Below are 22030 nucleotides of genomic sequence, written 5' to 3' on the forward strand. Positions count from 1 at the left end.
AGCACCTTTTCGTGAGGGACCGCGCTGCGGCGGCGGGAGCGGGAGCGGGAGCGGGAGCGGGAGCGGGAGCGGGGCGCGCGGTGGGCGCGAAGGGCGGTGCGGCGCCGGTCACTTGACGGCGCCCGCGGTGAGCCCGGCGACGAGATAGCGCTGGAGCAGCAGGAACCCGGCCACGACGGGCACGCTCACCACGAGGGAGGCGGCCATCACCTGGTTCCAGTAGACGTCGTTCTGGGTGGCGTAGCCCTGGAGGCCGACGGCGAGGGTGCGGGTGGTGTCGTTGGTCATGACCGAGGCGAAGAGGACCTCGCCCCAGGCGGTCATGAAGGCGTAGACGGCGACCGCGACGATTCCGGGCAGCGCGGCCGGGACGATCACGCGGAAGAGCGCGCCGACCGGTCCGCAGCCGTCCACCTTCGCCGCCTCGTCGAGCTCGCGCGGGATCGAGTCGAAGTAGCCGGTGAGCATCCAGATCGAGAAGGGCAGCGAGAACGTCAGATAGGTGAGGATCAGGCCCTCGCGGGAGCCGAAGAGCGCGATGCCCGTGGCGTTGCCGATGTTGACGTAGATGAGGAAGAGCGGCAGCAGGAAGAGGATGCCGGGGAACATCTGCGTCGACAGGACCGTGACCGCGAAGACCCGCCGGCCGCGGAAGTCGTAGCGGCTGATGGCGTACGCGGCGAAGACCGCCACCGCCACCGAGCAGACGGTCGCCGCGCCCGCCACGGCCAGCGAGTTGAGGAAGTAGTCGGCGAGCGGGACCGTCCGCCAGATGTCGAGGTAGGGACGGAAGGTCACCCGGGACGGCAGCCACTGGAAGCTGCCCGAGACGTCCGCGAGCGGCTTGAGGGAGCTGGAGACCATCACGTACACCGGCAGCAGCACGAAGCCGGTGAGCAGGGTGAGGAAGATCCGCCGGGTCCACAGGAAGGAGCGCGGCGCCGCCATCGGCGAGCGGGGCTCAGGCATCGGAGACCTTCCTTCCCCGGGAGGTGAGCAGCAGGTACGCGCCCGTCACCAGGAGCAGGAAGAGCAGCAGCAGGACGGACATGGCCGAGCCGGTGCCGAAGTTCCAGGTCTGGAAGGACGACTGGTAGATGTGCAGGGAGATCAGGTCGGCCGCCTCGGGCGCCGCCTTGCCGAAGAGCACGAACGGCGTGTTGAAGTCGTTGAAGGTCCACAGGAACAGGACCAGCACGAGGACCTGGTTGACCTGGCGCAGCGACGGCAGGGTGATGTGCCGCAGCTGCCGCCAGACGCCGGCGCCGTCGAGGGCGGCGGCCTCGTACATGTCCCGGGGGATGTTCTGGAGCCCGGCCATCACGGTGAGGAAGGCGAACGGCCAGCCCTTCCAGACCGAGACGGTCAGCAGCGCCCAGAAGCTGTTGTCGCCGATGAGCCAGAAGGCGGGTCCGTCGGTGAGGCCGAGCTGGTCGTGCAGCACGTGGTTGACCAGGCCGTTGTCCCGCTGGAACATGAACGCCCAGGTGATGACCGCCGCGTAGACCGGCAGGGCGTACGGGACGAGGAACAGCGTCCGCAGGATCGCCCGGCCCCGGAAGCCCTCCTGGAGGAAGACGGCGGCGGCCGTGCCCAGCAGCCAGCACAGGGCCACCGAGGCCAGGGTGAACAGGCAGGTGGTGACGAAGGACTTGAGCAGCGCCTGGCCGACCGGGGCGTCGAAGTCGAGGGAGACGGAGTAGTTGTCGAGGCCGGCCCAGGGCGCGGCCGACCAGTCCCGGATGAAGAACTGGGTGAGCTCCTTGAAGCTCATCCCGATGCCGATGAGCATCGGCAGCAGGTGCACGAGGAGTTCGAGGACGAGGGCGGGCAGGAGCAGCAGGTACGGGAGGGCGATGCGGCGGCGTCCCGGGCGGCGCGGCGCGGGCGCCTCGCCGGGCGCGGCCCCGCGCACCGCGGGCTCGCCGCGCGGCGCGACGGCGGTCTGGGTCATGGGGGCGCTGCCTACTTCTTCGGCATCTGCTGCTGGGCCTTGTCCAGCTTGGCCCGCACGGACTCGGTGGTGACCGGCCGGCTGGCGGCGGCGTCGGCGAAGAGCTCCTTCACCGCGGTGCCGACGACGGTCTCGAACTGGGACTCCTCCGGGACCTGCGGCAGCGCGGCGGCGCTGCCGGCCAGGGTGTCGCGGATGACGGCCAGCGAGTCGGAGCCGAAGGCCGCGTCGGCCTGCGCGGTCTTGACCGGCGGGACGGAGCCGTATGCCTTGTTGAGCAGGATCTGCTCCTCGTCGCCGGTCATGAAGTCCACGAACTTCAGGGCCCCGTCGAGGTTGCGGGTGTTCTTGAAGACGGAGATGTTGATGCCGGCGACCATCGAGTTGGTCTGCGCGCCCTGGCCGGGGGTGCCGGAGGCGACGGGGGCCGGGACGACGCCCCACTCCTCGGGCTTCATGCCCTGGGCGGCGAAGGTCTGCGAGGGGGTCTGCCACAGGACCATGCCGGTGCGGTTCTTGGCGAAGTCCGAGAGGGACTGGTTCTGCGCGTACTCGGCGTTGCCGGGCGCCGTGATCTTCGCGGCGGCCATCAGGTCCACGTACTGCTTGACGGCGGCGACGGCGCCGTCGGAGGTGAAGGCGGGCTTGCCGTCGGGGGTGAAGAAGTCCGCGCCGTGCTGCTTGCCGAGGACGAAGACCTGGTGGATGTTGTTGGCGAGGTTGGCGCCCTCGACGCCGATGCCCCACTTTCCGTCCCGGCTCAGCTTCCTGCCCGCGGCCTCGACCTCGGCCCAGGTGGTCGGCGGCTTCGCTATGCCCGCGTCGGCGAACATCTTCTTGTTGTAGTAGAGCGCGTACGCCATGGAGTACAGCGGCACGGCGGCCGGGTCTTTGCCGGGGGCGCCGGTGGAGCCGAGCGCGGAGCCGACGAAGCGGTCCTTGCCGCCGATCGCGCCGAAGTTCTTCTCGTCCCAGGGCAGCAGGGCGCCGGTGGCCTGGAGCGAGGCGCTCCAGGTGTTGCCGATGTTGAGGACGTCGGGGCCCTGGCCGGACGTGGTGGCGGTGAGGATCCGGTTGAGCAGGTCGGACCAGGGGATGACCTCCAGCTTGACCTTGATCCCGGTCCGCTTCTCGAACTTGTCGAGCTCGGGCTGGAGCACCTTCTTGTCGGCCTCCAGGCTGGGGCCCTGGTTGGTGGCCCAGTAGGTGAGCGTCTTCGGGGAGCCGGAGCCGCCCGCGCCGCCGGTGGTGCCGCCGCCGCAGGCGGTGGCGGCGAGGAGGAGCGAGAGGGTGACGGTACCGGTGACGGCGGCTCTGCGTGTGCGCATGGCTCCAGGGCCCTTTCAGGGACGACGGGAGGACCGAGGGAACGGGGGCGGTCCCGACCGCCATCCCGTGTCATCGGCTTAATTTAGGATGTGAGTTAAGCCTCATGGGAAGGGCGCGTCAAGGCCCGGAATCCGGGTATGTTGCAGCGAAAGACTTCAGAGACGGGAACCCACGTGCACGCGACACATGGCCGTACGGTGCGTGACCTGCGGCGCGAGAACCGCACCGCCGTACTGCGCAGGCTGTACTTCGACGGACCGATGAGCCGCCTGATGCTCGGCCCCGCCATCGGGCTGAGCTCCGGATCGGTCAGCAACGTGGTGGCCGAACTCGTCGCGGAGGGACTGGTCGAGGAGGCCGGCAGCGTCGACTCGGCCGGCGGACGCCCGCAGACCCTGCTGCGGATCAGCCCCGGCAGCGGCTGCATGATCGGCGTTGACGTCGGCGAGACCCGGGTCAGGGTCGAGCTCTTCGACCTCACCCTCAACGAACTCGCCCGCACCGAACGGGCCCTGCCCAGCACCGGACCGCGCATCTCGCGCTACGAGGTCGACCTGGTGGTCCGTCACGTCCGCGACGGCATCGCGGAGGTGCTGCGCGCGGCGGACGTCCCCGCCGACCGGCTGCTCGGCGTCGGTGTCGGCGTCCCCGGCATCATCGCGTACACCCCGGAGGAGGGCGCCGTCGTCCACGGGCAGACCGTCGGCTGGGACGCCGTCCCCTTCGAGCGCCTGCTGCGCGAGGCCGTCGACCTGCCCGGCACCGTCCCGTACTGGATCGACAACGGCGCCAAGACCCTCGGTCAGGCCGAGATGTGGTTCGGCGCCGGACGCGGCGCCCGCAGCGCCGTCATCGTCCTCTTCGGCTCCGGCGTCGGCGCCTGCGTCGTCACCGACCCGCTCGGCCCCGGCCGCGCCCTCGAATGGGGCCACCTCACCGTCAGCGTCCGGGGCCGCCGCTGCCGCTGCGGCTCCCAGGGCTGCCTGGAGGCGTACGCGGGAGCCGAAGCCCTCCTGGAACGCTGGGCGGAGGCGGGCGGCCGGCCCCCCGAGGGAGCCGACGAGGAGACCGCGCTCACCGCGATGCTCACCGCCGCCTACCCGCCCGAGGACGCGGGGACCGCCCCCGACACCACGGCGCTGGCCGTCCTGGAGGAGACCGCCGAATACCTCGGCGCGGGCTTCTCGGACCTCATCAACCTCTTCCAGCCCGAGCGCGTCCTCGTCGGCGGCTGGGCCGGCCTCCAGCTCGGCGCCCGCTTCCTCGACACCGTCACCGCACATGCCACCCGCTACGCGCTGCGCTACCCGGCCAGCCGCACCCGCGTCGCCCTGGGCACCCTGGGCCCGGAGGCGGTCACGGTCGGCGCCGCCCTCCTCCCCCTGGCGGACTTCTTCACCCGCGGCGGCCGCCGCCCCGAGACCGCCCCGGCCACCCCGGACCCGGCCTGGCGCACGGCCCTGGCGGACCGGGTCACGCCGTGAGGGGCCGCGCGTGACGGGACACGGGTGACGGGGCGCGCGTGGCGGGGCACACGCGAGGGGCCGTACCCGCCGGTCGGCGGGTACGGCCCCCGGTGAAGCGGGACCGCTGTCAGACGCGCTGCCACAGCGACGGCACGGCCGGCGGCTCCCAGCCCGTCTGGGCCTGGTGGCCCTGGAGGCAGCGGTACGTCGCGCCGCCGTACGTCACGGTGGCACCGGCGGCGTACACCGTGCCCGCCTTCCAGGTGCCGCCCGGCTGCGGCTCACCCGGGCCGGGACCCGGGTCCGTGCCGCCGGTCCGCAGGGTCAGGCCGTACGCCGACAGGATCGGGTTCAGCGGCTGGAAGTACGTCGTGCCGCCGCTGGAGCAGTTGCCCGAACCGCCCGAGGTCACCCCCTGCGCCTGGCTGCCCGAGATGTACGAGCCGCCCGAGTCGCCCGGCTCGGCGCACACGGTCGTGCGGGTCACGCCGCCGACCGTGCCCTCGGCGTAGGTCACGCTCGTGTTGTGCTGCTGGATCGTGCCGCAGTGCCAGCCCGTGGTGGAGCCGGAGCGGCAGACCGACGCGCCGACCGGCTGCAGCACCGAACCACTGACCTGCACGTTCGCGCCGCCCGAGCCCTTCACGTACGGGGTCGCCGTCCAACTGGAGTTGGCCGCCACCCACGCCATGTCGTTGCCGGGGAACACCGACGCCTGGAAGCTGCCCTGCGCCACCTGGTTGAAGCCGCTGGTGCTCTGGCCCGCGCGCCCGCAGTGGCCCGCCGTCGCGAAGCCCTGCGTGGTGCCCCGGGTCACCGGGAAGCCCACCGAGCAGCGCCCGCCGCCGCCCATGTAGTACGCGTCGCCGCCCCGGAGGTCGTAGAGCGGGCGCGGCGCCTCGGCGACGCGCACCGCCCGCACCAGCCGGGCCGGGACACCGGTGGCCGCCGCCAGGCGCGCCGCCGCGCCCGGCCGGACCTCCTCGACGACGAGCACGTTGGCCCGCACGTCCACGTACCGCACCGGAGCCGAGGCGTCCGCCGCGCGGTCCAGGGCGGCCTTCGCCCGGTCCAGGGCGGCCAGGTCGTGGCCGACCAGCCGGGCCGTCGCACCGCTCGCCCGTATCGCGTCCAGCTCGGCGGCGCGGGTGGTGGCCACGGTCAGGGTGCCGGACTCCGCCCCGTCGACCCAGGCGCCGGCGAACGAGGCGCCGAGCCGGTCCCGGAGCCGGGCGGCCGTCGCCCCGGCCTCCGCCTCGTTCACGAGCCGGCGCTCGGCCTGGGCCCGGGTCAGGCCCAGGTCACGGCCCATCGCGGCGAGCAGTTCGGGCCGCGCGTCGGCGGCGCCGAGGGCCCGGGCGGCGCTCTGCGCGCCGGGGGAGGTCCCGGGGGAGGGCTGCGCGGCGGTCGCCGACCCGGCCTGAAGCCCGGCCAGCACCATCCCGGCGGCGGCCAGCGCGGTACAGGCCGCGCGGGCGTGTCGTCGGAGCATGAGGAGTCTCCTCGGTTCTCGGTGGGGGATCTGCGGAGAACCGTAGGAACGGCGGCGGGGGAGGGGGAGCCTCCGGTCGGCCCCTTCCCTCGCGTTATGCCCCGGGCGTGGCCGGGTGCGGCCGAGGGTCCGTCACCTGGCGACGGGGGGAACGGCGATGGTGACGGGGGGACGGTGAGGGCGACCGGGGCGAGGGCAGCGGTGACGGTGACGGTGGCCGTGCCGGTCAGGGAGGCGCGTCCGCCGGTGTCCGCCCCGCGCTGCGCGCCAGCGCCTCCGCGTGGGCGTCGCGGGCGTACGCGAGGACGGCGGCGGCCCGCCCGGCCGCCCGGCCCTCGGGGTGCCAGCCGAGGAGGTGGCGCCAGATCAGCGGGGCCCCCGTGAGCGGGCGGGTCACCACGCCGGGGGTGGCCGGAAAGGTCGCCCGGCACAGGCCCACCGCCCGGCCCACCTGGACCAGGTGCACACAGGACGCGGTGTCCGCCTCGTACACCCGGGCCGGGGTGAAGCCGGACCGCACGCAGGCGGCGGCGAAGCAGTCGCCGAAGCAGCCGTCGCCCGGCACGTCCGTCCACTCCTCGGCGGCGAGTTCGGCCAGGGCGACCTGGGCGCGGGCGGCCAGCGGATGCCCGCTCGCCAGCATCGCGTACACCGGGTCGCGGGCCACCTCCGTCCAGGCGAGCCGTCCGGCCTCGGGCGGCGGGCTCTCCCCGCAGACGCCGACCAGCGCGAAGTCGAGCCGCCCGGCCACCACCCCCCGGGCCACCTCCCGCTCCGACCAGGACGTGTACGTGGAGACCCGGGCGTCCGGGTCGGCCCTGGCCAGCCGGTCCACCAGGCCGCCGAGGAGCGGCCCGTGGGTCCCGCCGAGCCGGGGCCCGGGGGCGGCGCCGTCACGGGCGAACCTGACCGCCTCCTCCTGGAGCCCGCTGACGGCGGGCAGCACCACCCGGGCCCGGTCGAGGACCAGGTCGCCGAGCGCGGTCGCCCGCACCCCGTCCCGGCCGCGCACGAACAGGGGGCCGCCCAGGGTCCGTTCGATCCGCTTGAGCTGGGCGCTGAGCGCGGGCTGCGCCAGCCCGAGGGCGGTGGCCGCGCGGGTGAGGCTGCCCGCCTCGGCGATCGCCCGGACCGTCTTCAGATGCCGCAGCTCCAAGTCCATGCGCCCAGCTTGACGCGCCGCCCCCGACAGGTCCAGACCAAGGGACGGGTCGGCCGGGCTCCTCCCGCCGGGCGCGTCACGCGGTCAGCGTTCGGGCGCGCGGAGCGCCGTCAGTTCCTCGTTGAGCGTGGTCAGGAACGCCAGCGCCGTGGCCAGTTCCGCGTCGTCGAACCGCTCCCGGGCCCGGGAGGTCGCCTCGGCCAGCGGGCGGAAGTACTGCCGGGCCACGGCCCGCGCCCCCTCCTCGTAGCGCACGTGCACGACCCTGCGGTCCGCGCTCTCCCGGGACCTGCGGACGTGGCCGGCCTTCTCCAGGCGGTCGAGACAGGCGGTGACCGCCCCCGAGGTCAGTCCCAGCTTCTCGCGCAGCAGGCTCGGCGTCAGGGGCTGCGGACTGTCCAGGATGATGCCGAGGGCCTGAACGTCGGTCGGGTGCAGGCCGTGGGCCAGCGCGAAGCCGTGGACCAGCCGGTTCAGCTCCCCGTGCGTACGGCGCAGCGCCACCGCGAAGCCCTGGAGGTCACCCGTCACACGCCTCGGGGGCGACGTCGTCTCGTCATCGGTACCGGCCACACGGCCAGCCTACGTGTCCCGGCGGCGAGCGGATCACCGGCGAGGCGCCGCCCCGCCGCGTCCTCCCGCGACCGCCCGGTCACCGGCAGTAACGTGACCGTCGCCCGGCGGCGGGCGAAGGACACCGAGGAGAGGTGGCGGCGATGAGCGGGACCGGCGGAGCGTGTGCGGACGTGGTGGTCGTCGGGGCCGGCGCGGCCGGTCTCGCGTGCGCGGCGGACCTCCTCGCCGCCGGTCTGAGCGTGCGTCTGCTGGAGGCGGACGACACGGTGGGCGGCCGGATGCGGACCGACCGGATCGGCGGCTTCACTCTCGACCGGGGATTCCAGGTGTTCAACACCGCCTATCCGCAGGTCAAACGGCGCCTGGACCTCAAGGCGCTCAGGCTGCGGCCGTTCACCCCCGGTGTGCTGGCACACACCTCCGACGGGCCGCGCCGCTTCGGCGACCCGACCCGACGCCCCCGGCACGGCGGGCCGCTGCCCGCCGAAGGCGCCTCGGTCCGCGACACGGTGGCCCTGGGCCTGCTGTCCGCCCGCGACATGCTGGCGCCCGTGTCGTGGCTGCGAGGGCGTCCGGACGCGACCACCGCGACCGCGCTCGCCGAGGCCGGGCTGTCCGCCGGACTCGTCGAGACCTTCCTCCGGCCCTTCCTCTCGGGCGTCTTCCTCGAAGACGACCTGGAGACGTCGGCGCGCTTCTTCCACCTCGTCTGGCGGACCATGCTGCGGGGAACGCCGTGCCTGCCCGCCGACGGCATCGGCGCCGTCCCCGCACAGCTCGCCGCCCGGCTCCCCGACGGCGTGCTCCGCACCGGTGCCCGGGTCGCCGCGCTGACCCCGGACGGAGTGGCCCTCGCCGAGGGCGGCGGCCTGTCCGCCCGTACCGTCGTCGTCGCGACCGGCCAGAGCGCGGCGGCCCGACTGCTGCCCGGCCTCCGCGTGCCGCCCGGCCGGACGGTGACCACCCTCTACCACGCGGTCGCGCGGTCCCCCTTGGCCGAACCGACCCTCGTCGTCGACGCGCGCCGCCGGTTCCTGAACTCCTGCGTTCTCACCGAGCTCCACCCCGGATACGCCGACGACGGCCGCGCCCTCGTCTCGACCTCCGTCCTCGGCTCCCCGGGGCCCGACGCGACGGCGGCGGTCGAAGCGGCTCTCGGCGAGGCGTACGGGGCGGACGTGGCCGACTGGGAGGCGGTGCACCGGGTCACGGTGCGCGACGCCCTGCCCGCCATGCCCCCGCCGCTGGCCCTGTCCCGCACCAGCCGCTTCGGGCCGGGCCGTTACGTCTGCGGCGACCACCGGGCGACGGGCTCGCTCCAGGGCGCCCTCGCCTCCGGGGCGCGCGCCGCCCGGGAGGTCCTCGCGGACCTCCGGGCGGCACCGGACGCACCCGCCGCCGCGCCGCCGCAGCCCTGACCCGACCCGGGGCCGGCCCGCCGCCGCGTACCGGCGGGTCAGCCCACGACGGGCACGGTCAGCAGCAGCTGCAGCACGAGGGTCCAGCAGCCCGCGGCCACCGCCGCTCTGCGCCACCGGCGCAGCCGGGGCTCCGAGACGGGATCGGCCCGGACGGGGCGAACGGGTCTGCCCACCGGGACCGCCCTGGCCGGATACCACGACGGGGCGGCGCCGGACGCGGGCTCGATGGCGGGTCCCCGCGCGGCGGGCGACCGGAGCTCCAGCACCGCGAGGCCGTTCAGGAACTCGGCGTAGGCCCGGCGGCGCGCCCCGCGCGGGGCGGACCGGCCCGACTCCCAGCAGCGCACCGTCGCCGGGGTGACGCCGAAGGCCGCCGCGACCTGAGGACGGGTGAGTCCCCACGCCTCGCGGAGCCGCAGCCGCGTCGCGGGCGGCGGGAGCGGAGGCAGCGCCGGGAGCGCCGGGAGCGTCTTGGGCGTCGGAAGAGGCGGAAGAGGCGGAAGGGGCGGAAGGGGCGGCAGAGTCGGCAGAGTCGGAAGGGACGAGGAACGGCGGGCGCGAGCGTGAGCGTGAGCGTGGGCGGGCGCGTGGGTGCCGGTGAGCGTGCGGACGGGGCCGTGCGGGGCGGGTGTGCGCGGGGCCGGAGTCTGCGGGGCCGGAGGCGCGAAAGTGGCGTTCATATGAAGTCGGACCATCGGTCTGACGGATCGTCACGCCCGATCCGCAGGCTTCACCCGGGCGGCGCAGTGCCCGGCGTCTCCCACCGGCCGAGCCCGCGCCCGACGCCGGCGTTCACACGATCCCGGTCACCACCACCGTCGTCCGCACCCGCCCGCCGAGCGGCGCGCCCTCCTCGTCCAGGATCGGCTCGGCGGCGTGCTCCACGGCGCGCCGGACCGCCCGCGCGACGTCCCGCGCGCGCCCGCCGCCCCGGCGGACCGTCAGCAGGATCTCCACCTCCCACGTACCGTCGGCCGCGTCCCTGACGGCCCGGACCCCGCCGGGGTGGGGCGCCTCCCGGGCAGCCTCCCGCGCCATCTCCCGGGCCGTGTCCCGGGCCGCCTCCCCGTCCCCCCGTACCGGCCTTCCCCCGTCCGGCGCCCGGACGGCGACGCGCCCGGAGGCCCCCACGGTCAGTCTGCGCAGCAGCCCGGCGAGGTTCGGGCGCAGGAAGGCGACCCCCTCGGTGGCCCGGGCGGCCGCGCCCGCCCTCCGTTCCAGCTCGGTCCGGGTGTCCCGCTGCGTCACATCGAGCTCCTCTCCGGCCCGGGGCCGCCCTCCGGCCCCGGCGGGACGTCCTCCGCGAGCACGTCGACGACGCGTACGTCGACCTCCCGGACGTCCATGCCCAGTGCCTCGTCCGCCACGGCGAACACTGTGTCGCGCACCGTCTCGGCGGCGCCGGGCAGCGCCGCGAGCGAGGCGGCGACAGCCACCCGCACGCGCAGGGGGCCACGGCCCGCGCCATCCTCACTTCCGGTCTCCCCCAGCGGATGGATGCGGCAGCTTCCGGCCCGGATGCCGGGCAGCGCGTCCACGGCGGCGCGGAGCTCGCGCGCCGCCGCCGACTCGAAGATCCAGCCGGACCCGTCCGCACCGTCGTCCAGCGGCAGCCTGCGGCCGGGCCGCAGTTCCAGGCGTACGACATCCATGACCCGGGCGGTCAGGGCTTCGGCGGCGCCATGGGCGTCGTAGAAACCGTCGGCACCTTCGGCACCGGGCGCGCAGGGGCCGATCCGGGCGCCGGGGCCGCTTCGGGCGTCGAGGTCGCTTCGGGTGTCGAGGTCGCGCGCCGCCGCGATCAGCCGGTCGAGCGAGCGCAGCTCGGCGACGGCAGCCGAACAGTGGGGGCAGCGGGCACCGTGACCGTCGTCCGCCGCCGTGCCCCGGCCGTGCCCGGCCGCCCCCTCCCAGACCTCCTCCAGCGACCGGCCGCAGGGCAGCACCTCGTCCTCCTCGCCGCCTTCTCCGGAGGGCCGCGGGTCCGCGTTCAACGCCATTCGCTCATCGCCTCCGTCAGACTGCGCCGGGCCCGGAAGATTCTGCCGCGCGCCGCCGTCGCGCTGATGCCCACGGCCTCGGCGACCTCCTCGTACGACAGCAGGTGCAGCTCCCTCAGGATCCAGCACGCGCGCTGCTCCGGGGAGAGCTCGGCCAGAGCGGCCGTCAGATCGGCGAGCGCCGCGCTCGATTCCGCCGCGCGGGCGGGCGAGCCCTCGTGCGCGGGAGCGGGCGGCTCGGGAACGGAGTCGAGTTCCATGGTCGGCCGCCGGGCTCTGAGCCGGTTGAGGCAGCCATTGGTGACGATCTTGAACATCCAGGTGAGGAACGTCGCGTCCCCACGGAAGTCCGGGAGCCTGCGCCACGCGCTGACCAGGGCGTCCTGAACGACGTCCTCGGCCTCCGCCGCGTCGCTCAGCATCCGGCGGGCCAGCCTCAGCAGGGTCGGGGCGTGCCGGCGGACCAGCGTTTCGAACGCCTCCTCGTCGCCCTCGCGCGCCCGTTCGACGAGCAGGGTGTCGTCGGGGCCGGTCCCGCACCGGGTCGGCCCCGGCGGTTCGTCCGTCAGCCCTCGCACTGGCCGTTCCTCTCCTCACCGGGCGCGTCCCTCCGGGACCGGGCGCGCTCGAAAGTCCGCGGATCGCCGCGTGACGAATGCCGCTCGCCGGTGTCCAACGACGTGAACGACCACTTGTGTCGAGAGCCGACGAGGAGAAATCACATGGCCGAGGCAACCGTGACCGCCGGGGACACCAGCCGACTCGACGTACGGCGCCCGCGCCCCGCCCCCGGAGACGGCGCGCCCGCCGCGCCCGCCGCGTACACCGCCGCCGAGCCCGCGGGCGGCAGGGGCAGGACCACCATCGCGGACCTGGTCGTCGTCAAGGTCGCGGGCATGGCGGCGCGCGAGATCCCGGGCGTGCACGACATGGGCGGCGGCCTGTCCCGGACGATCGGCGCGGTGCGCGACCGGGTGCCGGGCGGGCGCCCGAACGTCGGCCGGGGCGTGAAGGTGGAGGTCGGCGAGCGTCAGGCGGCCCTGGACATCGAGCTGGTCGTCGAATACGGCGTGCCCATCGCCGACGTGGCCCGTGACGTACGGGAGAACGTCGTCGCGGCGGTGGAACGGACCACGGGCCTGGAGGTCGTCGAGGTCAACATCGCGGTGAACGACGTGCACCTCCCCGACGAGGTGCCGGAGCCGTACACCGGGGAGAGCCGCGTCAACTAGACCGGGCCGTGGCCGATTCCCCGTCCGGCGACGGACGGTCGACTTCTCGTGAGGTGGGTGTGGAGTGAGCAGATCTCTGACGGGACCTGCCGTCGGCGAGCGCGGCGGCGTCCGGGTCTCCGACCGCGCGGTCCGGCGCATCGTCCGGCAGGCGGCGACGGAGGCCCTGGACGGCGCCGGTACGCTGCGGGAGCCCGCGGTCGCGAGACCGGGGGAGGGGTACGCACAGGTGCGGGTCGGCATCGACCTCGCCTACCCCGCCGATCTGGTCGGGCAGGGCGAGCGGGTACGGCGGCACGTGATCGACCGGGCGTCGGAGCTGTCCGGTCTGCACATCAGGCGGGCCGACGTCGTCATCGAAGGACTGTCGACCGCGCCGACCGCGTCCTTGGACCTTGGGGAGGTACGGGAGTTCCAGGAGCTACGGGAGTCCCAGGAGCCACGGGAGCTACGAGAGTCCCAGGAGCCACGGGAGGGGGCCGCGGCGCCCGAGTCGGACGCGGTACCGGCGGAGCGGGCGGGGCCGCCGCGCCGGGTGGGGCGTCGGCCGTGGTCCGCGCGGCGGCTCCCGGCCCTCGCGCTCTCCCTCGTCGGCGCGGCGACGGCCGGAGCGCTTCTGGTCCGGGCGGTCCGGGACGGGCTCGGCCCGTGGGGCGGGCGGGGTGAGGTCCCGCTGTCACCGGGATTCCTGACTGCGGCGGGCGCGGCGGTCGCCCTGTTCGGCCTCGTCCTGCTGGTCCTGGCCGTCACGCCAGGCCACCGGCGCCGGCTGCCGATGGCCTCGCCCGACGCCGCCGCGCGCGCCACCCTGGACCGCGCCGCCCTCGCCCTGACGCTCCGGCAGGCCGTGCTGCGCGTCGAGGGGGTGGGCTCGGTCCGGGTGCGGCCCGGCTGCCGTCGCGTACGGATCCGGGTGCGGACGGGCGCGCCCGGTGCGACGGACGCGCTGGAGGCGGAGGCCACGCGGGCCGCCTCGGACGCGCTGGGGGGCGCCGGACTGGTCCGGGCCCCGGGGCTGTCCGTCAAGGTGGCGGCCGTCGGTCGGGGCCGCCCGCACGAGGACGCGGAGGGTGCCGAGTGAACGCCGCCCGGCTCGTCGTCAACCGGCTCCTCCTGCTGCTGGCCGGTGGCGCGGCGGTGTCGGCGGGGGCCCTGCTCCTCTGGGCCGGGCCGTCCGTCCGGAAGGCCCTGCCCTGGTCACCGCCGACCGAACCGGCCGCACTGTGGCGGGCGTACGGACAGCCGACGGGCGCCGCCCTCCTCCTGCCGCTCGCGGCCCTGCTCGCGCTGTCGCTTCTCTGGGGCGTCGGCCAACTGCCCGACGGGCGCCGGTCGCGGCTCATCGCGGCCGTACCGGGGCTCCGCGTCCGGCGCCGGGCGCTGGCCCGCGCGATCGCCCGGGACATCCGCGCGCTGCCCGGAGTCGACGCGGCGGGCGTCGGGCTGCGCGGTCACGCCGGTGACCTCCGGGCGACGGTCAGGCTCCGGCTGACGGGAACGGCCCCGCCGGGAGAGGTGCTGCGCCAGGTCGTCGACGGCCCCGTACACCGGGCCCGCGCGGCGCTCGACGCCGAACTGGCGGCGGAGATCCGGGTGACGGCGCGCCGACGGCTCACGCGTGCGGGCGGCGGCGGGCGAGCGGCAGGCCCGCCAGGCAAGGGGGCGGAGTGCAAGTAACTCAACCGATGAGATACTTTACAGCCGAACTTGTTGTGCCATCGTCTCCAGAGGACTGACATGAGAAGCGCATCGCGGTGGGTACGTTGGCTGGTGCCGGCCGTTCTTCTGGTGGTGTGGCTGGGCGTCGGCGGCGTCCTGGGCCCCTATGCAGGCAAGCTCGGCGAGGTCGCCACGAACGACCAGGCCGCGTTCCTGCCGCGCAGCGCCGAGTCGACCCGCGTCCTCGAAGCCCGCAAGGCGTTCGAGACCTCGGCGACGGTGCCCGCGATCGTCGTCTGGACGACTGCCGGGGGAACGGCGACGGAGGCCCAGCGGCAGGCCGCCACCCGCGCCGTGGCGGGACTGGCCGGGGACACCGGCGTCGCGGGAACGCCCTCACCCGCGCTCCTCTCCGAGGACGGGCGGGCCCTCCAGGCCGTCGTGCCCCTCGCCCCCGGCCTCGGCGAGGACCTGCGGTCCGTCCTCGACGACGTCCGTACGGCCGCGGCATCGGTCCCCGGCGCCGTGGTCCAGATCGCGGGCCCCGCCGCCAGCCAGGCCGACCTGTCCGGGGCCTTCGCCGGGATCGACGGCCTCCTCCTGGGTGTCGCGCTCGGCGCCGTCCTGCTCATCCTGCTGCTGGTCTACCGCAGCGTGCTGCTGCCGCTGGTGATCATCATCAGTGCCGTGCTGGCCCTCGGCCTGGCCTGCGCGGTGGTCTACGCGCTGGCCGAGCGTGACATCGTCCGGGTCGACGGCCAGGTCCAGGGCATCCTGTCGATCCTGGTCATCGGCGCCGCGACCGACTACGCCCTGCTGCTCGCCGCGCGCCACCGCGAGGAACTCGCCGCCCGCGACGACCTCGCGGCGGCGGCCATGGCGGCGGTGCGCCGCTCGGCGGGCGCGATCGTGGCCAGCGCCGCCACCGTGGCACTGGGCCTGATCGCCCTGCTCGCGAGCGATCTGACGAACAACCGGGCTCTCGGCCCCGTAGGCGCCATCGGCATCGTCTGCGCGGTGCTCAGCACGCTGACGTTCCTGCCCGCGGTGCTCGTCCTGCTCGGCCGCGCCGCCTTCTGGCCCGCCACCCCGAAGCCCTCGGACGCCACGGAGGAGGGCCACCGGATCTGGCGCCGCGCCGCGGCCCTCATCGACCGCGCGCCCCGCCGGGTGTGGGTGTCCACCGCGGCCGTCCTGCTCGGCCTGGCCGCGTTCTCGACGGGACTGTCCGCCAAGGGCGTGCCGCTCGACGAGATCTTCGTGAACGACGCCCCCTCCGTCGCCGCGCAGCAGACCCTCGCCCGGCACTTCCCGGGCGGATCGGGGAACCCCACGGTGATCATCGCCGACGCGGGCCACACGGAGGAGGTCACCCGAGCGGCGGCCGAGACCGACGGGGCCTCGTCCGCCGCGCCCGTCACCGCGACCGGTCGCCCGGGATCCGGCGCCCCGCTCGTCGTCGACGGCCGCGTCCGCGTCGACGCCACGCTGTCCGCGGCAGCCGACAGCGACGCCGCCAAGAAGACCGTCGAGCGCCTGCGCGACCGCCTCCACGCGCTCCCCGGCGCGGACGCGCTCGTCGGCGGCTACACGGCCCAGCAGTACGACACCCAGCGGACGGCCGAGCGGGACCGCGGCGTCATCGTCCCCGTCATCCTCGGCGTCATCCTCCTGATCCTGGTCCTGCTGCTCCGCTCCCTGCTGGTCCCGGTCCTCCTCGTGGCCACGGTCGCGCTCAACTTCTTCGCCACGCTGGGGGTGTCGGCCCTCGTCTTCGAGCACCTGCTCGGCTTCAGCGGCACCGACGCCTCCGTACCGCTCTACGGATTCGTGTTCCTCGTCGCGCTGGGGGTGGACTACAACATCTTCCTCATGACGCGGGTGCGCGAGGAGACCCTGACGCACGGGACGCGCCAGGGCGTGCTGCGCGGGCTGACCACGACCGGCGGAGTCATCACCTCGGCGGGCGTGGTCCTCGCGGCCACGTTCGCGGCCCTGATGGTGATCCCGCTGGCCTTCCTGGTGCAGATCGCCTTCATCGTCGCCTTCGGCGTCCTCCTGGACACCCTGGTCGTCCGGTCCCTCCTCGTCCCGGCCCTGGTGATCGACGTGGGCCCGCGCGCCTGGTGGCCCAGCGCGCTGGCCCGGGAAGGCGCGGCGTAGCGGAGGGGGAGAGGCGGAAGATCCGGCCCGCCGGGTCAGACGAGGGACGACGCGGAGCCCTCGACGGCACCGGCGGGCACCTTGACCTTGACGGGCTCGCCCAGTCCGGTGAGGGTCAGCTCGGTCGTGGACCGGACGGACCCCTGGAGGTCCATCTCCAGCCGGACCCGCACGAGCCGGCCCCGCTCGTCGATCCAGGCGTCGGCGGTGACGGGGATCGGAGCGCCCAGCATGTCGCGCATCTGGTCGACCTGCTTCCGCGCCGCATCGGCCATGTCCAGGGTCAGCGCCGCGTGGGGGAGCATCCCCCGGTAGAGCGCGGCGGACACCCCGTCCACGTCGTCGACCGCGACCCGCTGATACCCCTCGGCCATGACCACCTGCCGCAGCAGGAACTCGGGGTCGTTGCCCGGCGTCTTGAGCAGCCGCTGCCCCTTGACCCCGGCCCGGTCCACGAAGGTCCAGCCGACGGACTCCGCGCCCGCGCTGCCTCGTATGTAGAGCCGCTCCGGGGTGAAGACCTGCTCGAAACGGGCCACTTCCTCAAGGCTCACGACGAGCGCACCCTGCCGACGAGCGAAGTCGTGACTGCCCTTCCCCGTCACGGCGTACACCTTCCCACCCGCCTGTCCGACCTCCCAGCGGTACGCCGTACGGGCCGTGGTGACCCCCTCGACGGCCTTCCGCACCACGGCGGCGTGATCGGCCTCAGTGGTGGCGACAGCGGAGACCGAGGGAGCGGCAGCCGCGGGCCCGGCGTCCGACCCGCCCGCGCCCTTCGCCGCACATCCGGAGGTGAACAGGGCCAGACAGACGAGAGCGGCGGAGAGAGTGCGACGCATGAGGGTGGAGCTCCAAGCACGGTAGATCAGGGAACGGCCGCGCCCATCCATCACTCTGTGCACGCCGACCGTGTGATCACCCTACAGAGCAGACATTCCGCACTCGAACGGATTTCCGTGCGTGCCCGATGAACCGAGTCGGGCCGGCGCCTGTTTGACGGGCCGCCGCCCCAGCCGGGGCCTGGAACCGCTCGTGCGCGCCGTATCCCCCCGTCTGGACACGCCGTAGACTCCGACGCCGACGGCCGGCGAGACCGCACGCCGAGCCGGTTCTCGACGGCTCAGCGTCGCCACTCGTAGGCGCCGGGAGAGGTCTCCACCACCTCCTGCGGCCATGCGGCACGGACATGGCGCAGCCGTTCGTGGTGATCATCGGCCCATCCGGCGGCCAGGCGCACGGGGACACGGACAGATGTCCCCGATGCGGCCATGTCCTCCACCACGAAGACGGCGACCCCGTCCTGCCCGGAAGGCTCGAACCGGATCTCGGGGTTGCGTCCGTCATCCATCCAGACGGCATCCCGCCCGGCTGCGAGCTCTCCCAGGACCTGTGACCAGCTGTCCAGGTCGTCCGGAGCCAGACACGCATCGAGACGTCCTTGGGCGAAGCCGCTCGTGACGACGATCTCCGCATCGAGGTGATCGTGCAGGGTCAACACCCCAGGCATCGTCCGGCCCAGAACGCGAACCTCAAGACTGCTCTCCCTGTCGGCCAGACGGATCAGATCCACAGTGCTGCCCTCGGCCACGCCCGCTCCCCACTCTCGCAACGACTCTCGTCATCATGCACGTGCATGAGCGCCCGGCCGTACGGGGGCGTTGCGTGGGCAGTTCTCAGCCGGCGTCGCCCCCGGGCGAACCCGAGGCCCCCGGCCGCACGATGCCCATGGCGCTCTCGACGTCCTCGTCGCTCAGGCTCGGGGTCGTCAGCGGGAGGTTGTCGGGGCGTTCGCGGAGGCCGTTGAGGAGGACTTCCAGGTAGCGGCGCCAGATTTCGGGGCGGCTGCCTTCGGCGAATCGTGTGGCCGAGTGCAGCATGTGCTGGATGACGGGGAGGTCGGACGGGTTCACCTCGGGACGTAGGTCCCCGCTCGCCTGGGCCCGGCGGATCAGGGCGTCCAGGAAGGGGAGCATGCCGCCGCGTGCCGTCTCGATGGGCGCGGAGGTGTGGGCGCCGAGCATCAGCACCTCGTGCAGGCCCCGGTTCGCGGCCAGGTCGGTCGCCATCTCCGTGAGGAAGTCGACCAGGCCCTGCCAGGGGTCGGGATGGGCCAGGGCCCGCTCCGCCGAGTCCTGGCGGCGCTTCAGGTCCTCCTCGAACAGCGCTCGGATCAGGGCTTCCTTGGTGGGGAAGCGGCGGTAGAGGGTGCCGACACCCACCTTCGCGTGGTGGGCCACGGTGTCGAGCGTGACCCCGAGGCCATGTTCCGAGAAGACCTCGCGTGCCGCCTGCAGGATGCGTTCGCGGTTGAGGGCGGCATCCCGTCGCAGCGGCCTGCCGCCCTCGGCCGGGCCGCGCTCCCGGGAACTCTCCGTCATGCGGCATAAGGGTAGGCCGGTGATCCGGGCTGGTCCGCACCCCCGTCCCGGTGCCGGCGTCAAGAGTGGAGATGCATTCTCCACTTACTCGGGAGGTCTCATGTCCGCACGCGGCAGGTTAGGCAGGCTCGCGGGAGTCGTGGTTCTCGCCCTCGGGGCGACGGTGGGCTCGGGCACGGCATCCGCCGTCGCGCCGGACGCCTCGGCCCCGGCGTCGGCCGAGTGCCCGCGGAACCCCGTCGGCACACCCGGCGGCGGCGCCATCCCGGTCGCCAAGACGATCGCGCCGACCAGCACGAGGTCCAGCAAGGTCATCGTCCCGGACGGGCCGCAGATCCGGTGCGGCCGGACGCCGGTGACCCTGCATCAGGGCATCACCTACGCGACACCGACGGCGGCGGGCCGGCCCGTCGAGCTGAAGCTCGACCTTCAGGTGCCCCGGACAAAGGGACCCAAGTCCCTGGTCGTCTACATCACCGGCGGCGGCTTCGTGATGGCGGACCGGTCGAACAACCTCGACCAGCGCACCTACGTCGCCGAGCAGGGCTACGCCGTGGCGAGCATCGAGTACCGCACCATACTGAGCGGCTCCACCTACCGCGACGGCGTCGCCGACGTGAAGTCGGCCATCCGCTACCTGCGCGCCCACGCGCACAAATGGGGCATCGACGCGGAGCGGGTGGCCGTCTGGGGCCAGTCCGCCGGCGGCTACCTCGCCGCCATGACCGGTGCCACCAACGGCGACGAGCGCTTCGAGCAGGGCGAACACCTCGACCGGAGCAGCACGGTCCAGGCCGTCGTCGACGAGTTCGGCGCCCACGACCTGGCGAAGGTCGCCGACGACTTCGACGTGGAGACCAAGGCCGTCACCATGGCGCCCGGCAGCTTCGTCAACGCCTATGTCTTCGGCCCGAACTCACCCCTGACCGTGGCGACCGAACCCGCCGCTATCCAGGCCGCCAACCCCGCCACCTACCTCGGCCGCCGGTCGGCCCCCATGATCCTGCTCCACGGCGACAGCGACCGGATCATCTCGCCCAGCCAGTCGCTCATCATGCTGGACGCCCTCAGGGCCGCGAAGGTGGAGGGCACCCGCTACGTCGTCAAGGGGGCGGACCACGGGGACCTGGCCTTCCTCGGCGACACCGAGGCCGGCAAGAAGTGGACCACGCAGAAGGTCATGGGCACGATCACCCGGTTCCTGGACAGGAAACTCCGAGGCTGATCCGTACCCCTCACGGGCACGCCCACCCGGAGTGCGGAACCCCTCGCCCTTGGGAGCCCAAGGGCGAGGGGTCTCGGCCGTGTCGCCGCGTGCCGCCGCTCAGCAGTTCCGGATGGACCACACGGGCCCCCAGTCGTACGTGAAGGGCCTGGGGTCCGGCAGGACCACGTCCCGCACCTGGCCGTTCTGGCCGTAGAAGAACGCGGCGGCGCCGACCTGGTTGTTCACCACCTGGCCCACCCCGTTCCAGTAGGACAGGGAGTACTGGGCGCACCGGTAGAGGAAGAAGACCTTGTACTTGCCCACCACCGGGTCCCAGACCCCGGTGCAGAGGTTCCCCGACGCGCACGTGACCGGGCTGCCCGACGACGTGTGCACGTAGTCCGCCCAGGGCGAGACCGTCGGCGACACGGCCGCCACGGTACGCGAGGAGGGCCCCTCGCCCCGGGGCGCCGGCGGCATGACCATGGTGTGGCCGCCGCCGGCGCGGGGCCCGTCCGAGGCTGCCGCCTGGGCCGGGCCCGCCGCGAGGACGGACACCAGCACCCACAGCAGCGCACCGCCCGCACCGAGGTTCGAACGCCTGCTACGCGACATCGTCACACTCCACTCCTTCTCCGGGCATTCCCGGGGTCACTTCGGATTCGTGCACAGCGGTACGTCCGGCAGCCGGTCGGCCGGATGGCTGATGTAGATGTTGGTGATGTAGCCCCCGTACTGCGGGAGATACGCCCACCAGTCGTTGGTGTACGGCGGGACGGAGACGGACTGCCCCTTCTTCTGGCAGCCCACCAGCACCTCCACGCCGGCCGGGAGCCGGGTCAGCGGGTCGCCCCCGACGACCGGTTCCGGCCGCACGGCGACGTCCTGACCCCAGGTCCCGTACCACTTCCCCTTCGCCGCCGTGCCGCCGGGCACGTTCAGGGAGCGGGTCAGCCGGCCGAGGTCGGTGTACGCCTTCCCGTACGACGTGCCGTCCGGGTGCAGGGTCAGGACGGCCACGATCGAACGGTCACCGGCCCCGACGGTGCCGGTCGTGTGCAGCGCCGGCCGGCTCAGGTCGACGCTCGCGTCACCGTCACCGTCACGGTCCCCCTCGCCGACGGACGCGGCGCTCACCGAGCCGCAGTTCCCCTTCGCGTACTGCCCCGACCAGCCCTGCTTCACGGCCCACGGGCGGTCGAACGCGCCGGCGATGCCGAAGTGCTGGTCGAAGGAGTCCGACGCGCACCGCGTCGACTGGCGCAGGCGCTCCATCACGAAGTCGCGCACCGGCGCCGGAGCGGACTCCAGGATGTGCCGGTAGGTCGTCACGACGTCGCGGGCCGACATGGCGGTGTAGCCCCAGTACCCCTCGTAGCCCGCCGGTGGGGGAGCGGTGTCGGCGAGCCCGAGCCGCGTGACCATCCGCTCGACGATCGCCGGCCCGCCGTAGGTCGACCAGTAGTGGTTGGCGGCGGCGTCCTGACTGCTGCGGAGCATGGCGTCCAGGCGCGTGCGGTCGGCTGCCGGAAGGCTGCCGGGGCTGCGGTTCCACAGGAAGTCGAGCGCGATCAGGAGCTTGACGACCGACGCGGACCGGAACGCGGCGGCCGGGGCGAGTTGTTCGGTGAACGTCCCGGTCTGCCGGTCGAACACGGCCACGCCCGCCGTGACCCCCACGGGCACCTGGGGGCTCGCGGGCGTGACCGACACGGAGTCACCCGTGAGTCCCGTCCGTACCGTCGAGCCCGTCGAGCCCGTCGAGCCCGTCGAGCCCGTCGCGGCCGCATCCGCGGCCGTGGCCGAGTGCGGGAGCGCCGCGCCGGTGAAGGAGAGGGAGAGGAAGGCCGCCGTCGCGGCGAGCAGACGCCGGGGCGTACGGCGATCGGTGGTGCGGGAGCACATGGAGATGCGGAGCATGGTGTGGGGGTCCTCGCTGCATGGGGGAGCGGGCTGCCCGGGTCCCGGGCAGCGGGGCTCCCGGCGGC

Annotated in this window: 22 protein-coding genes; 7 read left to right on the forward strand and 15 right to left on the reverse strand. The window is 74.1% G+C overall.

All coding sequences use genetic code 11. From position 1 onward, the window contains the following. Window positions 1-108: 108 nt before the first annotated feature. From AB0C99_RS10850 to AB0C99_RS10860, 3 genes are read right to left on the reverse strand one after another with little or no spacing between them, the layout of a single operon-like run. Window positions 109-948: a carbohydrate ABC transporter permease gene (locus tag AB0C99_RS10850; protein ID WP_362472736.1), complete on the reverse strand. Its 840-nt coding sequence runs from the start codon at window positions 946-948 to the stop codon at window positions 109-111. Between the two features lie 13 nt (window positions 949-961). Beyond that, window positions 962-1954, reverse strand: coding sequence for a sugar ABC transporter permease (locus tag AB0C99_RS10855; protein WP_362472557.1), 993 nt, complete (start codon window positions 1952-1954; stop codon window positions 962-964). A gap of 11 nt (window positions 1955-1965) precedes the next feature. Then, complete coding sequence (locus AB0C99_RS10860; protein ID WP_362472560.1) at window positions 1966-3282, reverse strand: sugar ABC transporter substrate-binding protein; 1317 nt, start codon at window positions 3280-3282, stop codon at window positions 1966-1968. Between the two features lie 138 nt (window positions 3283-3420). On the opposite strand from AB0C99_RS10860, the gene AB0C99_RS10865 reads away from it, so the two are divergent. After that, the gene (locus tag AB0C99_RS10865) at window positions 3421-4767 is read left to right on the forward strand and encodes an ROK family transcriptional regulator (RefSeq protein WP_362472563.1); all 1347 of its coding nucleotides are present in this window, start codon (window positions 3421-3423) and stop codon (window positions 4765-4767) included. A gap of 109 nt (window positions 4768-4876) precedes the next feature. On the opposite strand, the gene AB0C99_RS10870 is transcribed toward AB0C99_RS10865, so the two are convergent. The 3 genes from AB0C99_RS10870 to AB0C99_RS10880 form a co-directional block, all read right to left on the reverse strand. Then, window positions 4877-6241 (reverse strand): carbohydrate-binding protein, encoded by a 1365-nt coding sequence (locus tag AB0C99_RS10870; RefSeq protein ID WP_362472566.1) that lies wholly within the window; start codon window positions 6239-6241, stop codon window positions 4877-4879. 226 nt (window positions 6242-6467) lie between these two features. Continuing rightward, window positions 6468-7403 carry a LysR family transcriptional regulator gene (locus tag AB0C99_RS10875; RefSeq protein ID WP_362472568.1) on the reverse strand — a complete coding sequence of 312 codons (936 nt, stop codon included), beginning with the start codon at window positions 7401-7403 and terminating at the stop codon, window positions 6468-6470. A gap of 84 nt (window positions 7404-7487) precedes the next feature. Then, window positions 7488-7976 (reverse strand): MarR family transcriptional regulator, encoded by a 489-nt coding sequence (locus AB0C99_RS10880; RefSeq protein WP_362472571.1) that lies wholly within the window; start codon window positions 7974-7976, stop codon window positions 7488-7490. A gap of 143 nt (window positions 7977-8119) precedes the next feature. Here AB0C99_RS10880 and AB0C99_RS10885 point away from each other — a divergent pair, with 143 nt between their 5' ends. Then, the gene (locus tag AB0C99_RS10885; RefSeq protein WP_362472573.1) at window positions 8120-9397 is read left to right on the forward strand and encodes an NAD(P)/FAD-dependent oxidoreductase; all 1278 of its coding nucleotides are present in this window, start codon (window positions 8120-8122) and stop codon (window positions 9395-9397) included. Window positions 9398-9435: 38 nt separating this feature from the next. On the opposite strand, the gene AB0C99_RS10890 is transcribed toward AB0C99_RS10885, so the two are convergent. From AB0C99_RS10890 to AB0C99_RS10905, 4 genes are all read right to left on the reverse strand, one after another. Beyond that, complete coding sequence (locus AB0C99_RS10890) at window positions 9436-9747, reverse strand: hypothetical protein (protein ID WP_362472576.1); 312 nt, start codon at window positions 9745-9747, stop codon at window positions 9436-9438. 445 nt (window positions 9748-10192) lie between these two features. Beyond that, window positions 10193-10648, reverse strand: coding sequence for a hypothetical protein (locus AB0C99_RS10895; protein WP_362472579.1), 456 nt, complete (start codon window positions 10646-10648; stop codon window positions 10193-10195). Further along, window positions 10645-11400: a hypothetical protein gene (locus tag AB0C99_RS10900; protein WP_362472582.1), complete on the reverse strand. Its 756-nt coding sequence runs from the start codon at window positions 11398-11400 to the stop codon at window positions 10645-10647. The genes AB0C99_RS10895 and AB0C99_RS10900 overlap by 4 nt, the downstream gene beginning before the upstream one ends. Continuing rightward, window positions 11391-11969: a sigma-70 family RNA polymerase sigma factor gene (locus tag AB0C99_RS10905; protein WP_362472739.1), complete on the reverse strand. Its 579-nt coding sequence runs from the start codon at window positions 11967-11969 to the stop codon at window positions 11391-11393. The genes AB0C99_RS10900 and AB0C99_RS10905 overlap by 10 nt, the downstream gene beginning before the upstream one ends. 153 nt (window positions 11970-12122) lie before the next feature. Here AB0C99_RS10905 and AB0C99_RS10910 point away from each other — a divergent pair, with 153 nt between their 5' ends. The 4 genes from AB0C99_RS10910 (at window position 12123) to AB0C99_RS10925 (ending at window position 16454) form a co-directional block, all read left to right on the forward strand. Next, complete coding sequence (locus AB0C99_RS10910; protein WP_362472584.1) at window positions 12123-12632, forward strand: Asp23/Gls24 family envelope stress response protein; 510 nt, start codon at window positions 12123-12125, stop codon at window positions 12630-12632. 64 nt (window positions 12633-12696) lie between these two features. Further along, the gene (locus AB0C99_RS10915) at window positions 12697-13713 is read left to right on the forward strand and encodes a DUF6286 domain-containing protein (protein WP_362472587.1); all 1017 of its coding nucleotides are present in this window, start codon (window positions 12697-12699) and stop codon (window positions 13711-13713) included. Then, window positions 13710-14309: a hypothetical protein gene (locus tag AB0C99_RS10920; protein WP_362472589.1), complete on the forward strand. Its 600-nt coding sequence runs from the start codon at window positions 13710-13712 to the stop codon at window positions 14307-14309. The genes AB0C99_RS10915 and AB0C99_RS10920 overlap by 4 nt, the downstream gene beginning before the upstream one ends. Window positions 14310-14369: 60 nt before the next feature. Continuing rightward, entirely contained in the window at window positions 14370-16454 is a 2085-nt protein-coding gene (locus AB0C99_RS10925; RefSeq protein WP_362472591.1) for an MMPL family transporter, read from the forward strand. A 35-nt stretch (window positions 16455-16489) separates the two neighbouring features. Here the strand turns inward: AB0C99_RS10925 and AB0C99_RS10930 are convergent, their stop codons facing one another. The 3 genes from AB0C99_RS10930 to AB0C99_RS10940 form a co-directional block, all read right to left on the reverse strand. Next, a complete protein-coding gene (locus AB0C99_RS10930) occupies window positions 16490-17296 on the reverse strand; it encodes a hypothetical protein (protein WP_362472594.1) in 807 nt (268 codons plus the stop codon). 281 nt (window positions 17297-17577) lie between these two features. After that, a complete protein-coding gene (locus AB0C99_RS10935; protein WP_362472595.1) occupies window positions 17578-18045 on the reverse strand; it encodes a DUF5959 family protein in 468 nt (155 codons plus the stop codon). Window positions 18046-18130: 85 nt separating this feature from the next. Beyond that, on the reverse strand, window positions 18131-18835 hold the full coding sequence (locus AB0C99_RS10940) for a TetR/AcrR family transcriptional regulator (protein WP_362472598.1): 705 nt from the start codon (window positions 18833-18835) through the stop codon (window positions 18131-18133). 139 nt (window positions 18836-18974) lie between these two features. Between AB0C99_RS10940 and AB0C99_RS10945 the strand changes: the two genes are divergently transcribed. Continuing rightward, window positions 18975-20060, forward strand: a complete 1086-nt coding sequence (locus AB0C99_RS10945) for an alpha/beta hydrolase (RefSeq protein WP_362472601.1) — start codon at window positions 18975-18977, stop codon at window positions 20058-20060. 99 nt (window positions 20061-20159) lie between these two features. Here AB0C99_RS10945 and AB0C99_RS10950 read toward each other — a convergent pair whose 3' ends face one another. Continuing rightward, window positions 20160-20657, reverse strand: a complete 498-nt coding sequence (locus AB0C99_RS10950; protein ID WP_362472742.1) for a hypothetical protein — start codon at window positions 20655-20657, stop codon at window positions 20160-20162. Window positions 20658-20693: 36 nt separating this feature from the next. After that, the gene (locus AB0C99_RS10955) at window positions 20694-21962 is read right to left on the reverse strand and encodes a hypothetical protein (RefSeq protein ID WP_362472603.1); all 1269 of its coding nucleotides are present in this window, start codon (window positions 21960-21962) and stop codon (window positions 20694-20696) included. Window positions 21963-22030: the final 68 nt, after the last annotated feature.

It is taken from the genome of Streptomyces sp. NPDC048659 (genome assembly GCF_040650575.1).
In the GTDB taxonomy this organism is placed as follows: Bacteria; Actinomycetota; Actinomycetes; order Streptomycetales; family Streptomycetaceae; genus Streptomyces.